The sequence below is a fragment of the Stenotrophomonas genospecies 5 genome (genome assembly GCF_054473825.1).
In genome coordinates, this window is sequence record NZ_JBTMUW010000001.1 from 1 (window position 1) to 26579 (window position 26579).

At 62.9% G+C, this 26579-nt stretch carries 17 protein-coding genes; 15 read left to right on the forward strand and 2 right to left on the reverse strand.

The features are described 5' to 3' along the window. From ACX9OW_RS00005 to ACX9OW_RS00045, 9 genes are all read left to right on the forward strand, one after another. Positions 1-258: RHS repeat-associated core domain-containing protein (locus ACX9OW_RS00005; protein ID WP_459061710.1), on the forward strand; the 258-nt coding region annotated here is incomplete at its 5' end. Positions 259-1457: 1199 nt separating this feature from the next. Next, the gene (locus ACX9OW_RS00010; RefSeq protein WP_459061711.1) at positions 1458-1850 is read left to right on the forward strand and encodes a hypothetical protein; all 393 of its coding nucleotides are present in this window, start codon (positions 1458-1460) and stop codon (positions 1848-1850) included. A gap of 243 nt (positions 1851-2093) precedes the next feature. Beyond that, positions 2094-2540: a hypothetical protein gene (locus ACX9OW_RS00015; RefSeq protein ID WP_263177819.1), complete on the forward strand. Its 447-nt coding sequence runs from the start codon at positions 2094-2096 to the stop codon at positions 2538-2540. A 302-nt stretch (positions 2541-2842) separates the two neighbouring features. Continuing rightward, positions 2843-3253, forward strand: a complete 411-nt coding sequence (locus tag ACX9OW_RS00020) for an RHS repeat-associated core domain-containing protein (RefSeq protein WP_459061712.1) — start codon at positions 2843-2845, stop codon at positions 3251-3253. 697 nt (positions 3254-3950) lie between these two features. After that, positions 3951-4268, forward strand: coding sequence for a hypothetical protein (locus ACX9OW_RS00025; RefSeq protein WP_346480771.1), 318 nt, complete (start codon positions 3951-3953; stop codon positions 4266-4268). An 852-nt stretch (positions 4269-5120) separates the two neighbouring features. Further along, positions 5121-11198, forward strand: a complete 6078-nt coding sequence (locus ACX9OW_RS00030) for an RHS repeat protein (protein WP_459061713.1) — start codon at positions 5121-5123, stop codon at positions 11196-11198. 14 nt (positions 11199-11212) lie between these two features. Then, a complete protein-coding gene (locus ACX9OW_RS00035) occupies positions 11213-12097 on the forward strand; it encodes an RHS repeat-associated core domain-containing protein (RefSeq protein WP_317233208.1) in 885 nt (294 codons plus the stop codon). A gap of 1 nt (position 12098) precedes the next feature. Next, the gene (locus ACX9OW_RS00040) at positions 12099-12356 is read left to right on the forward strand and encodes a hypothetical protein (RefSeq protein WP_053520314.1); all 258 of its coding nucleotides are present in this window, start codon (positions 12099-12101) and stop codon (positions 12354-12356) included. Between the two features lie 360 nt (positions 12357-12716). Further along, positions 12717-15755, forward strand: coding sequence for an autotransporter domain-containing protein (locus ACX9OW_RS00045; RefSeq protein ID WP_459061714.1), 3039 nt, complete (start codon positions 12717-12719; stop codon positions 15753-15755). Here ACX9OW_RS00045 and ACX9OW_RS00050 read toward each other — a convergent pair. Beyond that, entirely contained in the window at positions 15743-16423 is a 681-nt protein-coding gene (locus ACX9OW_RS00050; RefSeq protein WP_414487802.1) for a GyrI-like domain-containing protein, read from the reverse strand. The genes ACX9OW_RS00045 and ACX9OW_RS00050 overlap by 13 nt on opposite strands. Before the next feature lie 343 nt (positions 16424-16766). Here ACX9OW_RS00050 and cyoA point away from each other — a divergent pair, with 343 nt between their 5' ends. Genes cyoA through cyoD form a run of 4 tightly spaced genes read left to right on the forward strand, consistent with a single transcriptional unit; the run spans position 16767 to position 20783 of the window. Then, on the forward strand, positions 16767-17807 hold the full coding sequence (gene cyoA / locus ACX9OW_RS00055; RefSeq protein ID WP_053518989.1) for a ubiquinol oxidase subunit II: 1041 nt from the start codon (positions 16767-16769) through the stop codon (positions 17805-17807). A 2-nt stretch (positions 17808-17809) separates the two neighbouring features. Next, positions 17810-19807: a cytochrome o ubiquinol oxidase subunit I gene (gene cyoB, locus ACX9OW_RS00060; RefSeq protein ID WP_053518988.1), complete on the forward strand. Its 1998-nt coding sequence runs from the start codon at positions 17810-17812 to the stop codon at positions 19805-19807. After that, complete coding sequence (gene cyoC, locus ACX9OW_RS00065) at positions 19804-20442, forward strand: cytochrome o ubiquinol oxidase subunit III (protein WP_065174633.1); 639 nt, start codon at positions 19804-19806, stop codon at positions 20440-20442. Before cyoB ends, cyoC begins: the two co-directional genes overlap by 4 nt. Further along, entirely contained in the window at positions 20442-20783 is a 342-nt protein-coding gene (gene cyoD / locus ACX9OW_RS00070) for a cytochrome o ubiquinol oxidase subunit IV (protein ID WP_053518984.1), read from the forward strand. The genes cyoC and cyoD overlap by 1 nt, the downstream gene beginning before the upstream one ends. 135 nt (positions 20784-20918) lie before the next feature. On the opposite strand, the gene ACX9OW_RS00075 is transcribed toward cyoD, so the two are convergent. After that, positions 20919-22976 carry a putative bifunctional diguanylate cyclase/phosphodiesterase gene (locus tag ACX9OW_RS00075; protein WP_164150733.1) on the reverse strand — a complete coding sequence of 686 codons (2058 nt, stop codon included), beginning with the start codon at positions 22974-22976 and terminating at the stop codon, positions 20919-20921. Between the two features lie 149 nt (positions 22977-23125). Between ACX9OW_RS00075 and radA the strand changes: the two genes are divergently transcribed. Beyond that, positions 23126-24502: a DNA repair protein RadA gene (gene radA / locus ACX9OW_RS00080; RefSeq protein WP_053518980.1), complete on the forward strand. Its 1377-nt coding sequence runs from the start codon at positions 23126-23128 to the stop codon at positions 24500-24502. 199 nt (positions 24503-24701) lie between these two features. Then, positions 24702-26558, forward strand: a complete 1857-nt coding sequence (locus tag ACX9OW_RS00085) for an ATP-binding protein (protein ID WP_164150734.1) — start codon at positions 24702-24704, stop codon at positions 26556-26558. The last annotated feature ends 21 nt before the right edge of the window (positions 26559-26579 follow it).

The following is a 26579-nucleotide window of genomic DNA, read 5'->3' on the forward strand; positions in this document are numbered from 1 at the left end:
CCTTACGGTGCTGTGGTCGGTGGTCAGGTCACGGATGGCCCGGGGTATACCGGGCATGTGAGCGACTCGGCCACCGGACTGAGCTACATGCAGCAGCGGTACATGGATCCGCAGTTGGGTGTGTTCCTGTCGGTGGATCCGGTGACGGCATATGAGCAGCCGGTAGGGCAGTTCAATCGGTATCGCTATGCCAACGGGAATCCGTACAAGTTCACTGATCCTGATGGACGGCAGGCGATCCCGATGCCGGCCCCTTAGATCCTTCCCTTCCCGGTTCCCAACCCTGGTGGAAACATCCAGCGCAGTGAGGATACATCCGGGGGGAATCGCGAGAGCGGGCCAAGTGGAAGGCCAACTTCGAGGCCCACTGAACGTCCCGCAGGTCGGGATACAGTGCGGCGGGGGCGAGACGGGCAGCCAATACCCAATCGTTTCCCCGACCGACCACTACCCACTAAGCCCAATGGTGAGCCTGCACCAGAACCGGATGCGGCTGGCCCGCATACGCAACTGGGGCAGCGAGATGGTAGAAATGGAAAGTACGACCAGGCGAGAGAATTCGACGGTCACGGGAGGCCGGTAAAGACTATTGATTTTACTGACCACGGCCGGCCGGGCAGTCATACGAACCCGCACGAACATCCTTATGAGCCGAGTGCTACCGGGGGCACTCCTTCACGCGGACCCGCGCGGCCGCTTAACGGAGGCGGATAGTCATGACCGTAAACGCTTGGGACTTCCCAATCACGGGAGACAGGGTAGTTGAGGCGTTAAGAGATAACTTCAGCACGAATGATATTTGGCTGCTATCGCATTTGGATGTCCCTTCGGGAGCGGAGTCAAAAGCGACCTTGGGTCATCTTCGAGAGCGGATGGTGAACAGGCCGTTAGAGGTGTCGACGGGTGATCTGTGCGATGCGCTTGCTGGTGCGCCGCAAGTATGGGTACTGGACATCCGGCTATCATCCGACCACGAAGTTCAGCTCTACATTGAAGATGGTGAGGTATTTGAGGAGAGTCTGGACAGGATGGTCGGAACCGGAAATATCGCTGGACCGACAGACCCGGGACTGAGATGAAATGTAGGTTCGACTCCTGTTTCCGGAGTTGGGCTTGTCCCCGTAGTAGGGGATGGGGCTGGGAAGCTGATAAAAGGCGCCGACAACATAGCGGATGGAGTTAGGTTGAATAAGCAACTTGGCAGCGAGCAGCAGCTTGGCGAGCTGATATCAGGCGAAGGGCGGGTCATAGCTGGCGGTAATGGTAGCGTCGGATTACGGGACTCGCCGCGCCTTAGCGCTGTTCATGGAGGGCAGGCATCAGATTGGACCAAGGTGTCGAGCTCATCGCATAAGGCGCCAGATGGTCAGCAGTTTTCTACCCACGCATATCGAAATCAGACGAGTGGACAAGTCGTTGAGCCAAAAACAAAGTTGATTGAAGAGGGGAAGTAGGTCATGCGAGTTAAAGTTATTGATGATTGGGAGAGCGTTCTCGCTGACCTTGGCGCAGAGGGTAAGGTGAAGCCGAAACTGTTCGTGGCTCGTGGAAAAGAGTACACGGTTTATGGGCTCAGTTTGCATCGTAGTTCAAGTGTGTATAGAGCGGGGGCGCTAATCTGTCAGCTGGTCGATGATTATGGGAATCTTATCTTCGCGCCGATTGGCGTATTTGATGTAATTGATGGAGCAATTCCGGATTTCTGGCGGATCGAAGTTCGCGATGGTGACGTTCTTATTTGGCCAGATATTTTCTACAAAGACTTCTTCTTCGACGACTTGTCAGATGGTGTTCCGGAGTGCGTCGCGGCCTTCCGAAATCTGCAGTCACTGATGGGAAATGCTGGCTGACTGGTTTCCCGTATAGATAGGAGAACAAGGTTGAGGGCTTCGATGCAAAGGCTGGCGGAGCACGTTTGCTGCGGACGATCCGCATCCAATCACCGCCTCGCATCCTGTCCTAAGTTGGCCGGTAATCTCCCCGTAGGTCGGCAGCATTGATAAATGGAATTTTCTCGTAATCTAATCCAGAGGAGATCCCATGAAAATTCACTATTCGCCGATAGCCATATTGGACCGGTCAGGACTTCGCGCATGAACGGTGATAGCTACGAGCTTCTGGCCATAATTGTGGAGACAGGGCTTCTCGGATCTGCTAGCGAATTGGCTCCTGGCTTGCTGGACCGCTACTGGTCGGGCGAAGTAAGTGTGCCCTCGGCTATCGATGCCGACATTGCTTCCTATCTTTCGCAACACGACGTAGGGGCTCTTGCAAGAGCATCAACGTGGATTGCAAGGAATCATGTCCTTTCCGGGCAGATGCCCAAGCAACACTTGAGCATGGTGCGGTGGCTGTTTGAGAATGGCTATGTTGATCGGCTCGATCTACTGAACCTGCTGGCGCTGCTTTCACTTGGACCGCTGGATGAAGCCGGATTGGAGATCGCCTTGCTCTCCAAAGAAGCACTGGACGAAGGTCGGCTGGAGGGAGGCTTGAAGCTGATAGAGCCAATGCTACTGGCCTATAGCCCTTCGCTATGATGGATGCGTAGGTCGCAGGTTCGACTCCTGTTTCCGGCACCATGTTTGATGAAAAGCCCCGGCCCTGGTCGGGGCTTTTTTGTGTCTGGTGGCGCCGGGCCATGCCCGGCGGAATGCGAGTTTCCCAGCAGTGCCAACCCATGGCTGGCAGCCCGCAGCTTCCGAGCCTCGCGACCCGCTGGCCCCTCCGGCTTCCCGGGCGCTTGGCTCCTCGCACAGTTCCTGACGTGGCAACCGCAGCCGGTCATTCCTGTGCTATGAATACCCAGCCTTGCTTCAAGGCTCTTTCAGGGATTGGAAGGATGCGCAGGTTCGGGGGAACTGCGGGCGGTGTGTCGACCCGCTTCAGGGGGTTTGAAGATCGAATTCGGAAGCTGGGGGCATTGGGCGCCTGGCTGTGCTGCGTGCTGCTGCTCGGCCTTGGCGTGTCGCCAGCCGCAATTGCCCAGACGACGGTGACGTACATCCACACGGACGCGCTGGGCTCGGTCGTGGCCGAGAGCGATGCCAACGGCAACGTGGCCAAGCGCTATGACTACGAGCCTTACGGTGCTGTGGTCGGTGGTCAGGTCACGGATGGCCCGGGGTATACGGGGCATGTGAGCGACTCGGCCACCGGGCTGAGTTACATGCAGCAGCGGTACATGGATCCGCAGTTGAGTGTGTTCCTGTCGGTGGATCCGGTGACGGCGTATGAGCAGCCGGTTGGGTAGTTCAATCGGTATCGGTATGCGAACGGGAATCCTTACAAGTTCACTGATCCTGATGGACGGCAGGCGATTCCGATGCCGGGCCCTTACATCCTTCCCATCCCGGTTCCCCACCCCGGTGGAAACATCCAGCGCAGTGAGGATACATCCGGGGGGAATCGCGAGAGCGGGCCAAGTGGAAGGCCAACTTCGAGGCCCACTGAACGTCCCGCAGGCCGGGATACAGTGCGGCGGCGGAGAGATGGGCAGCCTATTCCTGGAAGCAGGGGCGAATCGGGACGATCGCCATCGCCATTCATCCCGAGTGATCCATATTCACCTGAGAGTACAAGTGGGCGTCAGTCTGAAACGAGAAGAAATGAAGGCGCTTCAAGTAGCGATCCCGACTCGGTGATTCCTGACCGTGGGCCCGGAAGTGATCAAGGAGGGCATGCGAGCAGGGGAAGAACTCCACACGATGCCGGAGAAAGAAATGTCAATAGAAACGAGGAGTATTCTCGCCGACCCAAGGGAAATCCAACAGGGAGGTCTCGATGACTGATCGTAGATGGTCGCTGCCCTCAAATCGAGGAATGGAGAATCTCGAGTGTGAAGTTGTGGAGAGCACAGATCGCGAAATGGTCTGTCGCTTCACGCTGGTTGGCGAGTACTGGAATCGAGCGCCAGAGGAGGGCGGGAGGCAACTGAGGATTTTCGCGTTGTGCTTCCGCAAGTCATCGTGGCGCGAGACGCATTGGAAGGGCTTAGGCAGTCTTTTGTAGACTGGCTGGATGACGGTGGATCATTCTCGCGCGCGCTCCAGCCTGAAGATGGAGGTGGGCAGGTGCTTGAGGTCGGCTTGGGAGATGATCCGCGCTTTGTTCGATCCACGAATAAAGCTGTGTTTACTTTTAGCTACTTCTCCGGTCTGGTGGTGACAGCCAGTTTCAGCTTCATGGTCGACCAGTCCTGTGTCCGTATGGCCATCGACGGATTAACTGACTGCCTTCGCAATAAGGTCACGAAGTTCCGCCCATGACCATGACGCTTGGTCGACATGGTTGCACGGCGCAATTGACTGGTTGGGAGAGGTCGATCGTAATGCGTAGGTCGCAGGTTCGACTCCTGTTTCCGGCACCCGTTGCATGAAGTGCCCCGGACCGGGTCGGGGCTTTTTTCCTGCTCTGGTAGCGTCGGGCAGTGCCCGGCGGAATACGGATTGGTTGGCAGCCCGGGAGCGCCTCCTGCTGTTGATTGATCCGGCCCCTCCCGAGGCTTCCGGGCGCTCGGTGGCTGCCGCGCGGGCTGGTGCCTCTGGCGTCAATGCTGCAGTCCCGTCATCCAGGCCCCGGTTCTGTGTTATGAATACCCAGCCTTGCTTCAAGGCTCTTTCAGGGATTGGAAGGATGTGCAGGTTCGGGGGAACTGCAGGCGTTGTGTTGATCCGCTTCAGGGGATTTGAAGATCGAATCCGGACGCTGGCTGCGGCGGGCCGCTGGCTGCGCTGTGTGCTGCCGACTGACCTCGGCTGTCGCCGTTCGTGCTTGCCCAGACGGCGCTCGTACATCCTACCGATGCCGTTGGCTCGGCCGTCGTCGAGAGCGCCTGCTCGATCTTCCCGCTATTGGCACCACATAGCTGGCGGCGCCGCTGGGGTGTTCGCGATCCGTATCTGTTAGTGCAATCTTGCTCCGTGACCCAGGGAGTCCGGGTCACGAGTCGGGGTCAGAATTTTTCGAGTAAGCATGCCCGCGCTGACGCCGACCCTGGGCCGGGGGCGTATCGGTGCGAGCGGGAAGGCCGTGCGGTTCTGTTTGCAACCGCGGGCGCAGCGTAACTGAAGTCTGGAAGTGGGATCACAATTCTCGATCAAGGGATTAGGGGGACAGGGATGGAAACAGCTGCAAAGAAGAGTGGTCGCCTGGTACTCGAGTCCATCAGCGCGGCTTTCCTGATTCTGTGGATGGCAGGCGCGGCACAGGCGCAGCAGGCGGTGCAGCAGCCCTACCAGGAGTACGACAAAAAGCTGCGCTCGGCGGAACTGGTTGGCCCCCTCACGTCTGATCTGTTCGGGGACTCGGTGAACGCGTTCGATCGGGCCGCGCACTTCCGGCAAACCGATATCTCGTTGCCGGGCAGCAACGCGTTGCCGGTGGCACTCGCCCGCAGATTCAACATCCGTCCGATACCGCATCTTGGCCAGGACCCTGAGATCTACGGCGGTGCGGGCGATTGGAACATCGACGTCCCGTACATCTCCGGTGTTTTCGACGCGGATTACGGGTGGACATACCGGGGATCGACCAAGGTTCCACGTTGCAGCGCTAACTTCATTCCCTACACCGAGCTGCCCTTCAGAATCAACGACCTCTGGTCAGGCTACTCGGTGAATCTACCGGGTCATGGTGCCCGGTCCCTGATCGGCAGTCCTCCTGCCAGCTTCCGTCCCGATGCCCGGCGCGCGGACAACTGGAGCTGGACGACCAACGAACTGGACGCGGTGAGCTGCACGCCCATGGTGGCGGGCTATGAAGGTGAGGGCTTCATCCTGCAGACAAAGGATGGAATCAAATACACCTTCAATGTGGGTACGCAGCGTACCGTCGGGCAGATGATGGTCGATTCCTCCATCGGATACATCAAGACACGGATGGAGGTCTATCTGCTCGCAAGCCGAATCGAAGATCGATTCGGGAACAGTGTCAGCATCAGCTACAACGCGAGCGGGCATCCGACCAGTATCGCCGGTAGCGACGGTCGTCTTATCACACTGAACTACAGCGGTTCGAAGCTGCAGAGTGCTTCGGCGAACGGGCGTACGTGGAACTACGGATATGCGGGGGCTGCACTGCAGCGGGTCACCCAACCGGATGGCTCATCTTGGGAGATCGAGCACCTGGACAATAATCGCATCGCCTATGAAAACTGGACGGAGGACCCCGGCCAAGGGTGCGGTGGCGTCGCGCCCCTGCGTGAGAAGGTGTACCGCCTTCGCATCAGGCATCCATCCGGTGCCGTCGGCAACTTCAGATTCGATCATCAACGCCATTACAGGGCCGGCGTCCCTGTGCACTACTGCGCGCCGGAGTCCGCGGGAGAGGGGATTCTGCGTCACGTGCTCGGTGTTCCTTATTACTCCGACCTGCTGGCATTGACCGAGAAGACCATTGACGGCCCGGGGCTGTCTCAGATGCGGTGGACGTATGGCGATTCTGGTGATTTCCAGCCGATGTGGGAGGGGGCGGTAACTCCGTGCACGAGCTGCCCGCAGACCAAGGTCGTGAAGATCACACAGCCTGACGGCAGCTGGATCGAAGAGACCTACGGGATCGTCTTCGAGCACAACGAAGGAAAACTGCTCGGGCGCAAGACGGTGGCCGCATCTGGTGTGGTGCTGGAGACGGAGGAACTCAGTTACGTTTCTTCTGCTGAGGCGGCATCATTTCCGTTCCCCGACCGGTACGGTTGGGCGTGGGGCGGATTCGATGGGACGTCAGCGCTCGTCCGTCCCCTGCGGACGCGGCAGATCCGACGCGATGGCGTAACGATGACCTGGCACGTGGACGCCTTTGACAGCTATGGCCGGCCATCGCGCGTTACGCGGAGCAGTTCACAAGGCGCCAGTCGCACTGATACTACCGGCTACTACAATGACACCAGTGCCTGGATCCTTGGCCAGGTATCCAGTCAGACCAACGACAATACCGGTCTGGTTGAAGTCCAGACGGTCTACAACGCAAAGGCCATGCCTACCGAACAGCGGCGGTTCGGCAAGCTTCTTCAAACGCTGAGTTACCATGCTGATGGCACTGTGGCCAGCTTTGCCGATGGTCGTGGCAACAGCACGACACTGAGTAGCTGGAAGCGCGGTATCCCACAGGCGATAGGCTTCGCGGATGGCACATCGATGTCGGCAAGTGTCGACGACAATGGGTGGATACGCTCGGTCACCAACGAGCTGGGCTACCAGACGAGCTTCGACTATGACGCGATGGGCAGGCAGACACGCAAGGCATTTGCGGTGGGCGACACCGTGGCGTGGAGCCCGACTACCCAGGTCTTCGAGCGGGTCGACGCTGTCGAGCATGGAATGGCGGGTGGCCACTGGCGACTGACGACAAGTACCGGAAACCGCAACAAGGTGACGTGGTTCGATGCGATGTGGCGCCCTGCATTGACCCTTGAGCAGGATGCGAACAGCCCCTCCGCGACCGGGCGCTATCAACGATTCACGTATGACCATGCGGGTCGCACGACGTTCCAGTCTTATCCAGCTGCGGGGGCTAGTCCAAGCACCGGTCAGTGGAGCGAGTTCGACGCGCTGGGACGGCCAACGTCAAGTTCAATCGATAGCGAACAGGGTCTGTTGACCACCTTGACGACCTATCAGTCAGGCATGCGTGTACGTGTCACTGATGCGCGCGGGCAATCAACTATTACCCAGCATCGAGTCTACGACACGCCATCCTATGATCAGGCGGTAGCAATTGAGCACCCGGGTGGCGCTTTCACCGACATCGGGCGTGACCTGTTCGGAAAGCCGACATCCATCAAGCGCCGAAACGCAACCAGCGGCGTGTCGGTTACGCGTTCCTACGTTTACAACCCCCAGCAGGAGCTCTGCAAGAGTGTCGAGCCCGAAACTGGCGCGACGGCCATGGGCTACGACGCAGCCGGAAATCTTGCATGGTCCGCGGCCGGGCTGACTCAGAATGCGACCAACACCTGTGATTCGGCTGCAGCGCAAGCCTCAGGCCGCCGTGTCGATCGCACCTACGATGCTCGCAATCGGCTGAAACAGCTCATCTTCGCCGACGGTAGTGGTGACCAGGTGTGGTCATACAACGGCGCCGGTCTTCCGACGCAGGTGGTAACCGGCAATCCGGACGGAAGGCAGGTCATCAATACCTATGACTACGCCAAGCGAGGATTGATCATCAGCGAAACCCTGCAGCAGTCGGGGTCGGGAATCTGGGCGATGGGCTATGGCTACGACGCCAATGGTGCCTTGGCCAGTCTGCAGTATCCCAGTGGTCTGCAGGTGGCGCTGGCTCCAAACGCGCTCGGTCAACCAACCCGGGTTGGGACCTTTGCCACCGGCGTTGCCTACTATCCCAATGGCGCGCTGCGGGCTTTCAGCTACGGCAATGGCATCGCCCACAGCATGGCCCAGAACACTCGCGGACTGCCGTCCCGTGCGATCGATTCTGGAGTTCTGGACACCAGCATCGCCTACGACAAGAACGGCAACGTTGCCAGCATCACGGACGCGATCGAAGCAACCAAGTCGCGGCAGATGCAGTATGACGCCTCCGATCGCCTGACGCAGGCCAGCTCGGCCTCCTTCGGTGGCGACAAAATCTATCGCTTCACGTACGACGTTCTGGACAACCTGCGCAGTGCCAAGCTGGGCGGCATCAAGCAGCACAATTACTGGTACGACGCACGTAACCGCATGACGACCGTGAATCAGGATGACGGGAGTGCCATCATCGGCCTCGACTACGACGTGCAGGGCAACCTTGCCATGAAGAATGGTGAGGTGTTCCGTTTTGATCTCGGCAATCGCCTGCGTAACGTTGGCGGCCGCGAGACCTATGCATACGATGCTCACGGGCGACGAGTAGGCAGTTACAACGCCTCGGCCGGAGACATCCTCTCCTTCTACGGCAATGATGGAGTGCTGCGTCGACAGCACAACAAGCGCACCGGAAAGGAGCTTGAGTACGTGAGTCTGGGCAGCCATCTGATTGCGCAGGTGGAAACGGCGGTTGTTCTTGTAGCTCCTGTCCTCACTGCCCCAGCCACTGTAGCAACCGGAAGTTACACGGTCAGCTGGAGTTCGATCGGAAACGCGAATCGTTATGAGCTCCGTGCGTCCAGCAGTTCGGGTGCATCCTGGAGCAGCGCCTACGCAGGTAGTGCGCTTTCCTTCGCTGTCTCGGGGGTTGCTAAAGGTCCACGCCACTATCAAGTCCGAGCCTGTCAGGGAAGCGGGTGCGGGGATTGGAGCGGCTCCGTCGTCGTCAACCATGTTCCGGTGCCGGCAGTGGCACCTTCGTTGGCGCTGCCAGCGGTCGGTCTCAGTGGCACCCACACCATAAGCTGGTCGGCCGTGGCGGATGCAAGCCGCTACGTTGTCGAGGAACAGGCCGGCAACGGAGCGTGGGTTGTTGTACACGACGCCGCAGCCCTGAGTGTCACATTGAGTGGAAGGGCGGCCGGTAACTACAGTTATCGAGCGCGGGCCTGCAATGTGTCTGGATGTGGGCCCTATTCGGCCACGCAGGCGATGACCGTGATCTACCCGACGGACACCGCGCCAACTGTCACTGCGCCTGCCAGCAGCTATTCCGGTGCCTTCACCGTAAGCTGGACGCCAGTGGCGGGCAGCGTCCTGTACGAACCCAGGGAGCGGCTTGGGACGGCGGCCTGGACCAATCTGGCCAGTACTTCTGGGACGTCCGCGGCGATCAGCGGCAAAGCCACGGGCAGTTACGGCTACCAGGTGCGCGCATGCAACTCTGCAGGTTGTGGACCCTGGTCAAACATCGTTTCGACCACGGTGCTCCTGCCGCCGGCAGGGGCGCCGACCATTTCACTGGCCGGAAACAGCACCACCGGAGCATTCCCTGTGAGCTGGAGCAGCGTTGCCGGCGCTGTGGAGTATCGGCTGGAGGAAAGGCTGGGGACTGGAACCTGGAAGGAGTTGCAGGCGGAAGGAGCGACGCAGCGCAGTGTTTCCGGAAAGACTTCCGGCACCTGGAGCTATCGGGTTCAGGCCTGCAACGCCGGTGGCTGTAGCGCCTGGTCAGCCGAGAAGGCGATCATCGTGCTGCTGGTGCCCGCCGCGCCCGCCGTAACGGCTCCCGCTACCAATAGCTCGGGAGCTTGGACGGTGAGCTGGCTGTCGGTTCCCACAGCATCGTCCTATCAGCTTGAAGAGCGTATTGCGGGAGGAGCATGGGCCAACGTGCAGGATGCTTCCGCACTCAGCAAGGCAGTCAGTGGCAAGCCAAGCGGTTCATATGAGTACCGCGCCCGGGCCTGCAACGCCAGTGGCTGTGGAAACTACTCTGCAACGGTCAAAACGGTCGTGGTCCTGCCTCCATCCGCTGCGCCGGCTTTGGCTGTGCCTGCATCCAGTACGAATGGCGGTTTTACTGTCACATGGACGACGGTTGCCGCGACAACCGAGTACCGACTGGAGGAGCTGACATCCGGGGCGTGGTCGCAGATCCTGAGCGGCGCAGGTACCAGTATCTCGGTCAGCGGACGGGCTAATGGCAGCTACTCGTTCCGGGTAAGAGCCTGTAATACGGGCGGCTGCAGCGGCTATTCCAGCACTGGCATGGTCACGGTTCTGCTCCCGCCTCAGAGCGCTCCAACGCTCAATGCTCCGGCCTCGGCGACGGCGGCATATACGGTCAGCTGGTCAGCGGTGACCGGCGCGACACGCTACAGTTTGCAGCAGAGCGTGAACGGCGCTGCGTGGGCGGGAGCTGGCGATCACTCCGGTACAAGCGCTTCGTTGAATCCCGGCGCACCCGGCAGCTATGCCTATCGCGCGTCCGCATGCAACAGCAGCGGGTGTAGTGCCTGGTCTGCGACAAGGACGGTCAATGTGATACGTCCGCCGTCGACCCCTACGATCACCTATGCACATCATCACTGGTACTACGCCGGACCGCACGACAGCGAGTTCGCAAACTGCAGTGTCAGCTGGACTGCCTCGAGCGGTGCGGAGCGGTACGAACTCCATGCAGGCGATGGCACGACCGTGTATGGCCAGATGTATTCCGGGCCACTCAACGAGATCCAGGGGGAGAGCTACTCGATTGCATACTGCACCAGTCCCTATGTAGTGCGGGCATGCAATGCCGCTGGCTGCTCAGGCTGGTCGTCACCTTTCGAGCCCACGGTTGAGCGGGATCCGAAGCCGGAAAACCCGGGCGATCCGCCCCTCTGAACGGAGAGCACACCATGTCCGGGATGATCAGGCGCATCTGTCTGTTGTTGTTGCTTGCCGTCGTGGCGCTGGTGTTCGATGCCGCTGCACAGACGGTCACCTACGTCCACACTGATGTCCTCGGCTCGGTCGTGGCCGAGAGCGATGCCAACGGCAGCGTCATCAAGCGCCATGTCTACGAGCCATACGGGGCGGTGGTGGGCGGGCAGGTCGGCGATGGGCCTGGGTACACGGGGCATGTGAGCGATTCGTCGACCGGACTGAGCTACATGCAGCAGCGGTACATGGACCCGCAGCTTGGGGTGTTCCTGTCGGTGGATCCGGTGACGGCGTATGAGCAGCCGATTGGGCAGTTCAACCGGTACCGGTATGCGAACGGCAATCCTTACAGATTCACGGATCCTGATGGGCGGGAGAGCGGTGCAGCCTTCAAGGTAGTCAACGACGCCACGAATGGGCAGCCGGTGACTCCACCGCCAAGGAATCCCAACGACAGACTCGGGCCGGCAATTGGCGTTGCATTGACTGCAGTTCTGGCCGCTCCAGTGCTGGCAGAGGTAGGTCTATCTGCGATGGCAAATCCAGCAGCAGTTGCCACTGCAGCCGAAATTGGTGCAGGAGCTGCTGGCGTTACGGGTACGTCAGGCGCGCTGGCGGGAAAGATCACTGGTTACACGAAGCATGGGTTGAATCAGGCAATCTCCCGCGATGGGGGCAGAGGTGTCTCCCCAAGGGCCATACTATCGGCAGTAAAAGAACCTGTGAAGGTCGCCGAGCAGGCCGGTGGCAAGACTGCCTACACCGGGAAGGATGCGAGGGTGGTCCTGAATGGTGAAGGGAAGGTCATAACTGCGATTCCAAAAAATAGTGATGGGTTGAGAGACCCGAGGGTGAAGTAAAATGACACAGTCCATCTCCTCCCATCTGAATTCGCTGTTGGCCGAAATCGCAGCGAGGCACAGCTTTAAGTTGCCTGAAGAAGGAGTCAAACATCTGCTCGAGCGTGACCGAGAGTTGCTGATCGATGTATTGCTGCAAGAGCTCTCGGAGACGGGTTTGGGATCGGACGATGAGCCTAATCAACGAGGCGTCGAGATCGAGGAGATCATCGATTTCGTCAGCTCTATCGCTGATCAAACTCGTGCATCCAGCGACTGAGGATTCGTTCATTTAGAATCATAATCAACTGGTCGCAGGTTCGACTCCTGTTTCCGGCACCATGTTTGATGAAAAGCCCCGGCCCTGGTCGGGGCTTTTTTGTGTCTGGTGGCGCCGGGCCATGCCCGGCGGAATGCGAGGGCAGGTGGCGCGATTCGCCGCCCGACTGGGGGTGAGGGCGACCTTCGGCCGTTAGTGCTTCCTGTCGTCGGCCACAGGCGCGACGGATGGCACTGCGACGTCCAGTGGCCCTGCATCGACAGGGGCGTTGGCGGGGCGGCACTCTCTCGAACACAGGTAACCCGCATGTCGAACTCGTCGATCTCCCCCCTCACTTCCCGGTCCAGGCTGAGCATGGCGATGTCGTTCGCTCTGATGGCGGGACTCTCCACGCTCGATGCGCAGGCAAGCACCTTCCATCTGAACGGCGACACGATCTACTACTCCGGCGGCGTCGAGAGCAGCGATCCCAGGACCTTGGAGCGCATTCTCAGCGCGGCGAACCGGCAGGGACGGACCATCCGCCAGATCGTCTTCCGCAATTCACCCGGTGGTGCTGCCAGCGGTGGCGTTGGCATGGGCGAGGTCATCCGCCGCAATGGCCTGGATACCGTGCTGGACGGTGGTTGCTACTCGGCGTGTGCCGATGCGTTCGTCGCCGGTGTCAATCGTCGGATCACCCGCTTCGCCCTGCCGGTGTATGACGGTTACGACATGACCGTGCTGGGGATTCATGGCGAAGCCCGGGATGGTGTTCCCACGCCGTACCCGGGCCAGGAGAAGTACATCCAGTACTACCGGGACATGTTTGGCGCCAGGGACTTTGCCGTCATTGAAGGCCGGATCACCCAGGCCCACTACGAACTGACGGAAAGCTCCGGCTTCCTGCGCTATTTCGATCCGGCCACGATGGCCATCGCGACCCGCTTCTGCCCGACGCGCGACACCAGCGAGGACGGTGGCTGCACGGCCTATCCGGACGTGACGCTGTTCAGCGACAGGGTGGCGACCTCGATGGACTATGCAACGACCAACGATGTCCTGATCATCGATGGCAAGCAGGTGAGCGGAAACATCAATCCGGCATTCGATCCCGCGCAGTTCTCCTATGTGCGCGATGTGGATGTGGACAAGGTCGTCGGCGGCGATGCCTTTGGCGTGATCAAACTCACCGCAGGCGCCCACTGGTCCGCGACGGAAGACAGCGGTGCGTCGATTCTGTGGGTGGACTCGGGGAGGCTGGACATCACAGCGCAGAGCAGCCTGCTTACCGGCAACAGCGTGATAGGACGCAACGGTGCCGTCGATGTGAGGGACGGTCTGCTGAAGGCCGGGAGCACGATCGTGGACGGTTCGCTGTCCCTCGCCTCGACCGGCGAACTGGACAACAGCGATACGCTGCTGGTCCGGCGTGGAGGTGAGGTGGCGATGGCCGGTGGTCGAATCTCCACGGCCGTCGTGACGCTGGATCCAGGGGCCGCACTGAAGGGGCATGGAACCATCGGCGCGACGGCCTATGTCGGGGACCCGGACTATCCCGACTTCCCCTGGAATGTTCCGCAGGTGGCGCGGGTGAGGGTGGCCGGTGGCGATCTTCATCCGCAGGGCGGCACGTTGACGGTCAACGGCTATGTCAGCTTCGCCTATCCCAATGCCGGCCGGCTGCTGTTCGACATCACGCCGGAAACGCGCCAGGCGGGCCTTGTACTGGACGCATTCGAAGTCCATCGCTGCGACAGCCAGGGCAGCTACTACTATTGCGGAAACGGGGCGGCCACCACTGCGCCGGGCTTCCTGATCGGCGGCACGGTCGGCAAGCTCGCGCTGGATATCGCACCGGGCTACTACCGCCAGGATCTTTCGATCCCGCTGGTACAGGGACGTATCTATGGCAGCAAGGAAGGCAACGAGCTGACCACCGCGCTGTTGAACGACAGTGACAGCGAGTTCGATGCCAGCGTGCCGCAGCTGCAGGCCGGACAGGTCGCCTTCACCCGTGCCGAGCGGCAGGACGGCTCGGGCTACAGCGCCGATCTGACCAGTGCCGACACGGCACAGCGCAGGTTCCATCCGCGCGAGAACTCGCTGCTCACGTTCAACATCGTGCAGACCGGTGACGGCATCTGGGCGGTCGCCAATCCGGCTTTCGATGACGTGTCTCCGTTCGCCAACGTGGCGTCGGGCGCGGGCCTCGGCCAGGCATTGAGGACGGCCGCGTCGCAGCCGGCGTCGGCGCTGGATCCGCTGCTGGGTGCACTGCAGTTTGCCGACCGCGACGTGGTCGCGCAGCAGGCCGGTGCGCTGCGTGGCGATGCGCACGCCACCCTGCGCCTGGCCGACAACGCCCTGCTGGGCAGCATCGGCAACGTGGTCCAGCAGCATCAGGCGGCGATGCGCAGTGCCGGTGGCGATGCCGATGGCCTGGCCGCGCAGGTCGCGCAGTCGATGTCGGCACAGCCGGGCACGCGCCATGGCACCCTGTTCAACCAGCTGGCAATGCATCTGGTCGAGCCGACGGCAGCAGGTGCGGGGGCCAGCGGTGATGGCCAGCGTGGCCACGGTCTGTGGGCACGTGGCTTCGCCAGCCATGGCCGCATCGATGCCGATGCCGGCGTGGCCGGGATGAGCCATACCGTGGGCGGCATCGTGGTCGGTGCCGATGCGCGCCTGGCCGATGACCGTGTCGGCCTGGGCGTGAGCGTGGCGGCCGCGGACATGTCGACCAAGGCCCGTGGCGCCTCCCGCTTCACCGGCGACGTGCGTGCGCTGGATGTGGGCGGTTATCTGGACGCGATCTACGCGCGCGGTTATCTGTCCGCGGCAGTGCGCTACACCGACCTGCGCCACGACACCCGGCGCAGCATCGCCGGCATCGAGGGCCTGCAGGACCCGCTGCGTGCGAAGTACAGCAACGATGCGATCTCCGCGCGGGTGGAACATGCGTTCTCCTTCACCAGCGGCAAGGGCGTGGTGATCCAGCCGCTGCTGCCGGTGGTGGACTATGCGCGCACCTCCGCGACGCGGTTCAACGAAGGGCAGGGCGTGGCGGCGCTGGCCGGGCGTGGCGGCAGCCTGGAGAGCATCCGGGTCGGTGCGGGCCTGCAGCTGTTCAAGACCTTCGAGGGCAACAACGGCGAGCGCATCACCCCGCGGGCGCGGGTGGTGTGGCAGAAGGAGCTGGGGGATACGCAGGCCCGCTACAGCACCGGCTTTGCGGCGGCGCCGGATCTGGTGTTCGGCAGCAACAGCCAGACGGTGGGCGAACAGGTGCTGAGCTGGAACCTGGGTGTGACCAGCCGGGCCAGCGAGCGGCTGTCGGTGATGGTCGACTATGTGGGCGAGCGCCGCGACGGCCAGCTGCAGAATGGTGTGCAGCTGGGGCTGGGTTACCGGTTCTGATGCAGGGAGGACGTCCTCGCCCGCCGGGCGGGGACGTCCACCGGCGGCTGATCCGCCTCTACCGCCCGCACAGGTTGGCGCAGGAGTGTCTTGAGTCGCGAAGGAGCGGTCTTCCGTGGGTCGCTCAGATAGATCTCATGGTGCGGGCCGGCAAACGTGTAGCCCAGCGATGGCATCACCTCCTGGTGCAGCCTCGCGAGTGTCGGGCCTTCATCCTCATAGGGGCCCACGTGCAGCGTTTGCAGGCAGAGACCCTCCTCCAGCCGCTGCAGGCGCAGGCTGGAGGGTGGCGCACCGAGCTTCGCCCTCACCTTCTCCGTTGCTGCAGCGAACCGCGGCGTGTCGACGGCATCCGGGGTGCGGATCATCAGGGTCCAGGTCCATTCGTCCTTGCGGCGGGCGACGAAGCTGCCCGGATCCTCAGCGCTCCAGAGCCCCTCCAGCGGCGCAACCACATGGTCCTGTCCCACCGCCTTGAGGGCGAACTTCAACGCATAGCTGACGGAGTAAAGCCAGCGTACGGCCTCGGCGTAGGCGATTGCCGTGTTGGGGTCGCCGCGGCCGTCAACCATCACGAACGGCAGGGAGGGCACTTGGAGCAGGACGAAGTCGCCGGTCGGCGCCCGGTACAGGGTGCGGTCAAGCGTCTTGAAATCGACTTTGCCCATTGGAGATCTCCAGTAGACGGACAGCATCGCACGCGCGTCAGCATGCCACAGTTCCTGAATGCGTTCATTCGACTTTGCCGAACGAGGGATTCCGGCGTGGCGACACCTGCGGCTGCGATGCTCCGCGCCCCACTGCGCGCACGGTGCGACAACGTGTCGCAGCCAGAATGGGGCCTTTCCTGCGGAGGATCATTGTCAATGCCTTTCTTAAATGGTGGGTGACGGCCTAAAATTGCAAGGCTGACTCGACCCCACCTCCCTGCCTGTCTCCGGACGGGTGGGACCGGCTTTGGCCGGAGCGGGCAGGACGGGGAACGGCATTCCCTCGCAATTGGATCGACCGATGATTCCGTTGAAAACCCTTGGGCGCTGGTTGCGCCCGGGCCTGCTGCTCGCAGTGCTGGTGATGCTCACCGGCTGCGATGCCGTGGCCATCCTCAGTCCGAAGGGCCAGATCGGCCAGGATGAGAAGACCCTGCTGATCACGGCCACCGTGCTCATGCTGCTGGTCGTCATCCCGGTCATCATCATGACCCTGACCTTCGCGTGGAAGTACCGCGCTTCCAACACCAAGGCCCGTTACGAGCCGAAGTGGTCGCACTCGACGGCGATCGAGGTGGTGGTGTGGTCGATCCCCTGCATGATCGTGCTGGTGCTGGCCGTGCTGACCTGGCGCTCCTCGCACGCGCTGGATCCGTACAAGCCGCTGGAATCGGACGTCAAGCCGGTCACCATCGAGGCGATCTCGCTGGACTGGAAGTGGCTGTTCATCTATCCGGAAGAGAAGATCGCGGTCGTCAACGAGATCAAGTTCCCGGTCAACACTCCGCTGAACTTCAAGATCACCTCCGACACGGTGATGAATGCCTTCTTCATCCCGCACCTGGGCAGCATGATCTATTCGATGGCGGCGATGGAGACCAAGCTCCACCTGATCGCCAACGAAACCGGTGAATTCCCGGGCATGTCCTCGCACTACAGCGGTGCGGGCTTCGCCAAGATGCACTTCACTGCCTATTCGGTCACCGATGCCGAGTACCGCCAGTGGCTGGACCAGGTCCGCGCCGGTGAGCAGACGCTGGACAAGGCCTCGTTCAAGGCCCTGGGTGAAGCGCGCAATGCCGAGTGGTATCCGGTGACCTACTACGGCCGGTCCGAGGAGGGCCTGTTCGACTGGGTCATCGCCAAGCACATGGGCGACAACAAGCACTACGGCATGAAGCACGCCCATGCGGGCGCCGCTGCCGCCGATGCTGCCAGCCATGAAGGGCACGAAGGCCACGCCCCGAGCGAAGAGCACAAGTCCAAGGAGTCCGGGGAAAACCTGGATGCCACTGAACACGAGCACGCCGGCCACGCCGGTCATGCGGGCTCGGGAGAATGAACATGCTGGGAAAACTCTCTCTTGAGTCGATCCCCCACGATCCGATCGTGCTGACCACACTGGTCGGTGCGGTGCTGGGTGGCCTGGGCGTCGTCGCCCTGATCACCAAGTTCAAGCTGTGGGGCTATCTGTGGAAGGAGTGGTTCACCTCGGTGGATCACAAGAAGATCGGCGTGATGTACCTCATCGTCGCCTTCGTCATGCTGCTGCGCGGTTTCTCCGACGCGATCATGATGCGCACCCAGCAGGCCATCGCCGTCGGTGGCTCCGAGGGTTACCTGCCGCCGCACCACTACGACCAGATCTTCACCGCCCACGGCGTAATCATGATCTTCTTCGTGGCGATGCCGTTGATCACCGGCCTGATGAATCTGGCCGTGCCGCTGCAGATCGGTGCGCGCGACGTCGCGTTCCCGTTCGTCAACTCGCTCAGCTTCTGGCTGTTCGTCGCCGGTGCGGTGCTGATCATGCTGTCGCTGTGGATCGGTGAGTTCGCCGCCACCGGCTGGCTGGCATTCCCGCCCTTGTCGGGGATCGAATACAGTCCAAGCGTAGGCATGGACTACTACATCTGGGGTCTACAGGTGGCGGGTCTGGGTACCACGCTGAGTGGTATCAACTTCTTCATCACCATCCTCAAGATGCGCACGCCGAGCATGAAGCTGATGCAGATGCCGGTGTTCACCTGGACCGCCCTGGTGACCAACGTGCTGATCGTCGCTGCCTTCCCGGTGCTGACCATCACCCTGGTGCTGCTGACCCTGGACCGTTACCTGGGTACGCACTTCTTCACCAATGACGGTGGCGGCAACGCCATGCTGTACATCAACCTGATCTGGATCTGGGGCCACCCGGAGGTGTACATCCTGGTCCTGCCGGCGTTCGGCGTGTTCTCGGAAGTGATCGCCACGTATTCGCGCAAGGCCCTGTTCGGTTACAAGGGCATGGTCTACGCCACCGCCTGCATCGGCGTGCTGTCGTTCATCGTGTGGCTGCACCACTTCTTCACCATGGGTTCGGGTGCCAACGTCAATGCCTTCTTCGGCATCACGACGATGATCATCTCCATTCCCACGGGCGTGAAGATCTTCAACTGGCTGTTCACCATGTTCCGCGGCCGCGTGCAGTTCACCACGCCGGTGCTGTGGACGATCGGCTTCATGGTCACCTTCACCATCGGCGGCATGACCGGCGTGATGCTGGCCATCCCGGCCATCGATTTCGTGCTGCACAACAGCCTGTTCCTGATCGCGCACTTCCATAACGTGATCATCGGCGGCGTGGTGTTCGGCATGTTCGCGGGCATCACCTACTGGTGGCCGAAGATGTTCGGCTTCCGCCTCAACGAGTTCTGGGGCAAGTGCGCGTTCTGGTGCTGGTTCATCGGCTTCTACGTGACCTTCATGCCGATGTACGTGCTGGGCTTCATGGGCATGACCCGTCGCCTGCAGAGCACGGTCAATCCGGCCTATGAGCCGCTGCTGCTGGTTGCTGCTGCAGGTGCCTTCATCGTCGGTGCCGGCATCCTGTGCCAGATCATCCAGGTGGCCGTGTCGATCCGCGACCGCAAGAAGACCGTCGACCTGACCGGCGATCCGTGGGATGCCCGTACGCTGGAGTGGGAAACCTCTTCGCCGCCGGCGTTCTACAACTTCGCCACGCTGCCGGACGTCACCGAGCTGGACGATTTCTGGGAGCGCAAGCAGCGCGGTGAGGCCTGGCCGAAGCCGGCGAAGTACACCGACATCCACATGCCGCGCAATACCGGCACGGGTGTTGTCATAGGTGCCTTCAGCCTGGTGTTCGGCTTCGCGATGATCTGGCACATCTGGTGGCTGGCCATCGTCGGCTTCGTCGGCATGATCGCCACGTTCATCTACCGCACCTTCGACCAGGACGTGGACTACTGGGTCCCGGCCGCCGAGGTGGAACGCATCGAGAACGAACACCGCAAGCACCTGGAAGCCCAGGGCCTGGTGAAGTCGGAGCTGAAGGCATGAGCACCAATACCTCGACCCTGAGCCACGGGCACGCCGCGCATGCGGCGGCCCATGGCCATGACGACCACGAGCATCACGACACCGGCGGCAACACCGTCTTCGGTTTCTGGGTGTACCTGATGAGCGACTGCCTCATCTTCGCGTCGCTGTTCGCCACCTATGTGGTGCTGGCCGGCGGCACCGATGGTGGCCCCGGTCCGAAGGACCTGTTCGAACTGTCGTTCGTGGCCTGGGAAACCGCGCTGCTGCTGACCTCCTCGCTGACCTTCGGTCTGGGCATGATCGCCCTGCACCGCAAGCAGGTGGGTCAGATGTACCTGTGGCTGGCAATCACCTGGCTGCTGGGCTTCGGCTTCATGTGCATGGAAGTGTGGGAATTCCAGCACCTGATCCACCAGGGCTATGGTCCGGACCGCAGTGCCTTCCTGTCGGCGTTCTTCGCCCTGGTCGGTACCCACGGCCTGCACGTCAGCGCCGGCCTGCTGTGGCTGCTGGTGATGTTCGTGCAGCTGAAGAAGTACGGCCTGACCCCGACCAACAAGACCCGCATGGCGTGCCTGAGCCTGTTCTGGCACTTCCTGGACCTGATCTGGATCGGCGTGTTCTCCGTCGTCTACCTCAATGGAGCGCTGTAATGGCACATGACAACCACGCACACGATCATGGCACCGGTGGCGAAAGCCACGGCAGCGTGAAGTCGTACCTGATCGGCTTCGTGCTGGCAGTGGTGCTGACCGTCATCCCGTTCTGGATGGTGATGTCGGGCGACTTCTCCCGCACCGTCAACGGTGTGGTGATCGCGATCACCGCCGTGCTGCAGATGCTGGTCCACCTGGTGTTCTTCCTGCACCTGGACCGCTCCTCGGAGAGCCGCTGGAACGTCAACGCTGCTGCCTTCACCATCGTGGTGATCGGCATCATCGTGGTCGGCACCCTGTGGGTCATGCACAACATGAACGTGCATATGATGCACTGACGTCCCCGCGACGTTGCCACGCAGAAAGGCCGCCCCCGGGCGGCCTTTCTGTTGTCGGGTGGATGGGGTCGGATCCCATGTCGCAGGCGAGGGCTCCGAACTCGCACGCCGGGCCTCACCCCACCTTGCGCAGCCTCACCCCACCTTGCGCAGGAACTCCTCGGCATCCATCGGCCGACCCAGGTGGTAGCCCTGCAGCTGGTCGCAGCCCAGTTCGCTCAGGTACTCGCGCTGGGCCTGGGTCTCCACGCCCTCGGCCACCACCTGCAACTGCAGCGTACGGCCCAGGGCGATGATCGAGGAGACGATCGCGGCGTCTTCGGCATTGCGTTCCAGGTCGTGCACGAAGGCCCGGTCGATCTTCAGCTCGGTGGCCGGCATGCGCTTGAGGTAGAGCAGGCTGGAATAGCCGGTGCCGAAATCGTCGATGGCGATGTGCACGCCCATCGCGGTGAGATCGTTGAGAATCGCCAGGCTCGCGTCGACATTCTTCATCGCAGTCGTTTCGGTGATCTCAAGCGTCAGCAGAGGCGGATCGATGGCGTGTCGTTCCAGCGCCGCACGCACGCTGGCCAGCAGCGTCGGCGAGGCGAACTGCAGGGGAGACAGGTTGACCGCCATCGTCCAGCCGCGATGGCCGGCATCATGCCACGCACGCAGCTGGGCGCAGGCGCGATCCAGCACCCAGTCACCGATCGGCAGGATCAGCCCGCTGCGCTCGGCGATCGGGATGAACACGTCCGGTGCCAGCAGGCCCAGTTCCGGGTGCTGCCAGCGCAGCAGCGCTTCGGCGCCGCTGGCGGGGGCATCGGCGGCGGGAAATTTCGGCTGGTAGTGCAGCACCAGTTCGTCCCGGGCGATGGCCTTGCGCAGATCCTGCAGCAGCCGCAGCTGGCGGTTTGCACTGAGCTGCATCGAGGGAGTGAAGAACGTGTAGCCGTTCCGGCCAGTGTCCTTGGTGTGGTACATGGCTGCATCGGCGTGGGCCATCAGCTCGCGTTCGTTGCCGGCGTCGTCCGGGTACAGGGCGATGCCGAGGCTGGCGCTGACCTGCAGCTCGGCCGCGTCGAGAATGAAAGGCTCGCTGGCCGCGGCGATGATGCGCTCTGCGACGACCACGGCGTCATCCGGGATGTCGATCGCCAGCACGATCACGAATTCGTCCCCGCCCAGGCGCGCGAAGGTGTCCTGCGGTCGCAGCAGGCCGCCGATGCGTTGCGCGACGGCGACCAGCAGGCGATCACCCAGTTGATGACCGTAGGCGTCGTTGACCGCCTTGAATCCGTCAAGATCGCAGAACATCACGGCCACCGCGTGCTGGTGCCGGCAGGCTTTCTCGATGGCCTGTTCGATGCGGTCCTGCAGCAGCATGCGGTTGGGCAGCTGGGTCAGCGGGTCGTGCAGCGCGGCCTGGATCAGCCGGTTGTTGGCGTGCGCCAGCGAATCGGCCAGCAGCCCGGTACGGACCCGCATCTGGCGATCGAACAGGGAGGCCACCAGCGCAATGCCAAGCGTCGCCACGGTGGTGACGATGACCAGTACCGCCAGCCAGCGGGCATCGATGCCGCCACTGACCACGGCACCGCAGATGCTGCCGTCCGCAAAGCGTGCGGCCGCCATGCCGGTGTAATGCATGCCGACGATGGCCAGCCCCATCACCAGCGAGGCGAGCAGGCGCAGGCGCAGCGTGTTGCGCTGCTCGGTGCGCAGGCGGAAGGCGATCCACAGCGCAGCGCCGGCTGCGCCGATGGCCACCACGATCGATGTCGCGAACCATCCTGGGTGGTAGTCGATGCCGGGCTGCATGCGCATGGCGGCCATGCCCAGGTAATGCATGGCGGCGATGCCGGTGCCCATCAGCACCGCACCGGCCAGCAGCCGCCGTCGCGGCAGGCTGGGGCGGGAGACCAGCCACAGCGCATAGGCCGATGCGGCGATCGACACCGCCAGGGAGTAGAGGGTGATGGCCAGGTCGTAACCGATCGGGATCGGCAGATCGAACGCCAGCATGCCGATGAAGTGCATCGACCAGATGCCCAGGCCCATCGCGGCGGCGCCACCAGCCAGCCACCAGCGGGCGACGCGTCCCTGCGCGCTGGCGACACGCCCGGCCATGTCCAGGGCCGTGTACGAAGCAAGAATGGCCACCAGCAGAGAGATGGCGACCAGGCTCTGACTGTAACTTCCAGTCATGTTGAATCCAGTGGGAAAGGGAGGGGCGCCCGCAAGGCGCACGCCCGCGACCCCTATCGGCGCAGGTGGGCGGTACTTGAGCGGTCGCAGCACCTGCGACCGGGCTCGGCTATCCTGCCACGCCCGTCCCCGCCGCAGGAAATTCCCAGATGGCAAAAGCCCGCACCGCCTACGTCTGCAATGAATGCGGCGCCGAGTACAGCAAATGGCAGGGCCAGTGCACCGAGTGCAATGCCTGGAATTCGCTGTCGGAAATCGTCCTGGAAAGCGCGGCGGCGGCCAAGGCGCCGGCATCGCGGCGGGCCGGCTGGGCGGGCAAGGTCGATCCGCCGAAGATCACCGCCCTGAAGGACGTGGAGCAGACCGAGCATCGCCGGGTCAGCACCGGCATCGGCGAGTTCGACCGCGTGCTCGGCGGCGGCCTGGTGGAGGGGGCGGTGGTGCTGGTCGGCGGCGATCCCGGCATCGGCAAGTCGACCCTGCTGCTGCAGGCGGTCGCCAGGATGGCGGCCGAGCTGCCGGTGCTCTACGTCACCGGCGAGGAGTCTTTGGCCCAGGTGGCCGGTCGCGCGCATCGGCTGGAACTGCCCCTGGATGGCGTCAACGCGCTCGCTGAAACCGGCGTCGAGTCGATCCTCCAGCACGCGGCCAAGGCCGGCCCGCGCCTGATCGTGGCCGACTCGGTGCAGACGCTGTGGACGGAAAGCCTGACCGCCGCACCGGGGTCGGTCAGCCAGGTGCGCGAGAGTGCCGCACGGCTGGTGCGTTTCGCCAAGGAAACCGGCACCGCCGTGTTCCTGGTCGGCCACGTCACCAAGGAAGGTGGCATCGCCGGCCCGCGTGTGCTGGAACACATGGTCGATGCGGTGCTGTACTTCGAAGGTGAAAGCGGCAGCCGCTTCCGGCTGCTGCGTGCGTTCAAGAACCGTTTCGGCGCGGTCAACGAGCTGGGCGTGTTCGCCATGGGCGACAAGGGCCTGAAGGAGGTCTCCAATCCGTCGGCCATCTTCCTGTCCGGTGGAAGTACGCACCAGCCCGGCAGCTGCGTGATGGTGACCCGCGAAGGAACCCGTCCACTGCTGGTGGAGGTACAGGCGCTGGTCGATGCGTCGCCGCTGTCGAACCCGCGCCGTGTCGCCGTAGGCCTGGAGCAGAACCGTCTTGCCATGCTGCTGGCGGTGCTGCACCGGCACGGCGGTGTGCTGGTGGGCGACCAGGATGTGTTCGTCAATGTCGTCGGCGGCATCCGCGTGCAGGAGACGGCCGCCGACCTCCCGGTGCTGCTGGCGGTGCTGTCGTCGCTGCAGGACCGGCCGTTGGCCGAGAAGACAATCGCCTTCGGCGAAGTGGGCCTGTCCGGCGAGATCCGCCCGGTGCCCAATGGTGAGGACCGGCTGCGCGAGGCGGCCACCCATGGTTTCAGGCGTGCGATCGTGCCGAAGGCCAATGCGCCTAAGGGCGGCTCGGTCAAGGGCATGGAGGTGATCGCCGTGGAGCGCCTGTCCGAGGCGATCGACGCAGCGTGATTCCATCGGAGGCGCGCCGGCGGCCGCGATCCTGTTGAGCCGGCCCACGCGCGTCTGCTTCCCCGGCGAAGGACCGCCGGGCATGGGGCCAGACGCTGCAGACGTCAGATGCGGCTACGGTCAGCCTCCCTGTGCTAGTTTTTCCCGCTCGACGAAGGCGCCCTGTGGCGCCTTTCCGCGCCCAGGAGTAAACGATTACATGCAGGACCCCGCGCTTACCGCCCCCGCCGCCGAAATCCGCCGTGCGGGCGTCGACCTCAATGGACTGATGACGGTGCTGGGCAAGCACCTGTACTCCACGCCGATGGTGGCCCTGCGCGAGCTGGTGCAGAACGCGCATGACTCGATCATCCGCCGTCGCATCGAGCAGCCGGGCAGGGACGTGCCTTCCCGGATCTCCGTCCAGGTCGACGCCACCGCCGGCGTGCTGCGCATCAGCGATACCGGGGCGGGCCTGACCCGCCAGGAGATCCACGATTACCTGGCGACCGTCGGTGTCGGCTACACCCGTGGCCTGCGCCAGGGCGGCGCCGACGAGGATGGCCTGATCGGCATGTTCGGTCTCGGCTTCCTGTCCGCCTTCGTGCTGGCGCGTCGGGTCAGCGTTCGCACCACCTCCTACCAGACGCCGGAACTCGGCCATCTGTACGTGTCCAGCAATGCCGAGCAGTACACGGTCAGCGAAGTGCCCGCGCGCGAGATCGGAACCGAAGTGGAGCTGGAACTGCACCCCGACTTCCTGCCGCTGGCCAACGAAGCACGCCTGCACGAGGTGCTGGGGCGGTACTGCGCGCTGCTGTCCGAACCAATCTTCATCGGTGCCGCCACCTCGGCGATCAATCCGGAGCCGCCGCCGTGGCGGGCGCAGGGCGAGGTCGCGCTGCACCCGGTGCAGGCGCGCCGGCAGTCCCTGCAGTTCGCCGCGCGTTTCGAGCATGACTTCGAGCCCATCGTCACCCTGCCGCTGCGCGCCGATGGCGTCAGCGACGCCACGGGCCTGTTGTGGGTGCAGGATGGCGCCACCTATGGCACCAGTGACAACCGCAATCTGTCAGTGTTCGTGCGCGGCATGCTGCTGGACGACGATGCACGTGACCTGCTCCCGCCCTGGGCCGGCTTCATCGGTGGCGTGATCGAGTCCTCGCGGCTGACGCCCACCGCCAGTCGTGAGGATCTGCAGCGCGATGATCATTACCGCGCCGTGCAGCACGCCCTGCTGGAAGCGTTGATCGATGGGCTGGCCGAGGTCGCACGGCAGCAGCCTGAAGCCTGGCGCCGGGTGCTGGCCCGCCACAACGAAGCGCTGCTGGGCGCGGCGCTGTGTGATGACCGCTTGTTCGAACTGCTGGTGGAGCACGTGCGCGTGCCGACCTCGCAGGGCGATCTGCCGGCCAGCGCGCTGCCGGCACGCGGCGCCGTGCATGTGATCCTCGACAACGGTGGCGGTTTCGAAGAGATGCTGTTCCGCGCGATGGGGGTGCCGGTCGCGCATGGCCATCGTTATGCGGTGGTTCCGTTCCTGCGTCGCTGGGCCCAGGCCAAGGGCCTGCGCCTGGTGGAACTGGGCACCGAGCAGGGCAACCGCGCGCTGTTCCGTACCGATGACAGCCTCGATGAGGCGCAGCTGGCCTGGCTGCGTGAGCAGTTGGGCGATGGTGAGCAGCTGCTGCCGGCGCGCTTCAGTCCGGAGGCACTGCCGGTGGTGGTGGTGCCCGACCGCGAGGCCGAACTGAAGCAGCGGCTGGAGGACGACGAGAACGACAAGCGTGTGTCGATGGCCGCGCTGCGGCTGGCCCGCCAGTTCACTGCACGCATCGAATCGCGTGCACCGTCGCGGCTGTATCTCAACCTCGACAACACCGCGGTGCAGGCGCTGCTGCGCGCACAGCGCGAAGGCCACCCGCAGGCCGAAGCGGCTGCACGCCTGCTGCGCTCCCTGAAGATCATCGTCGCCGCGCAGGGCAGGCCCCTGGCGCGGACGACGGCAACCGCAGGCCCCGACCTCAATGGAGCCTTCACCGACATCGCGGGCGCGCTGCAGCAGATGCTGCGCTGACGCCCGCTCTCATCCAGCCTT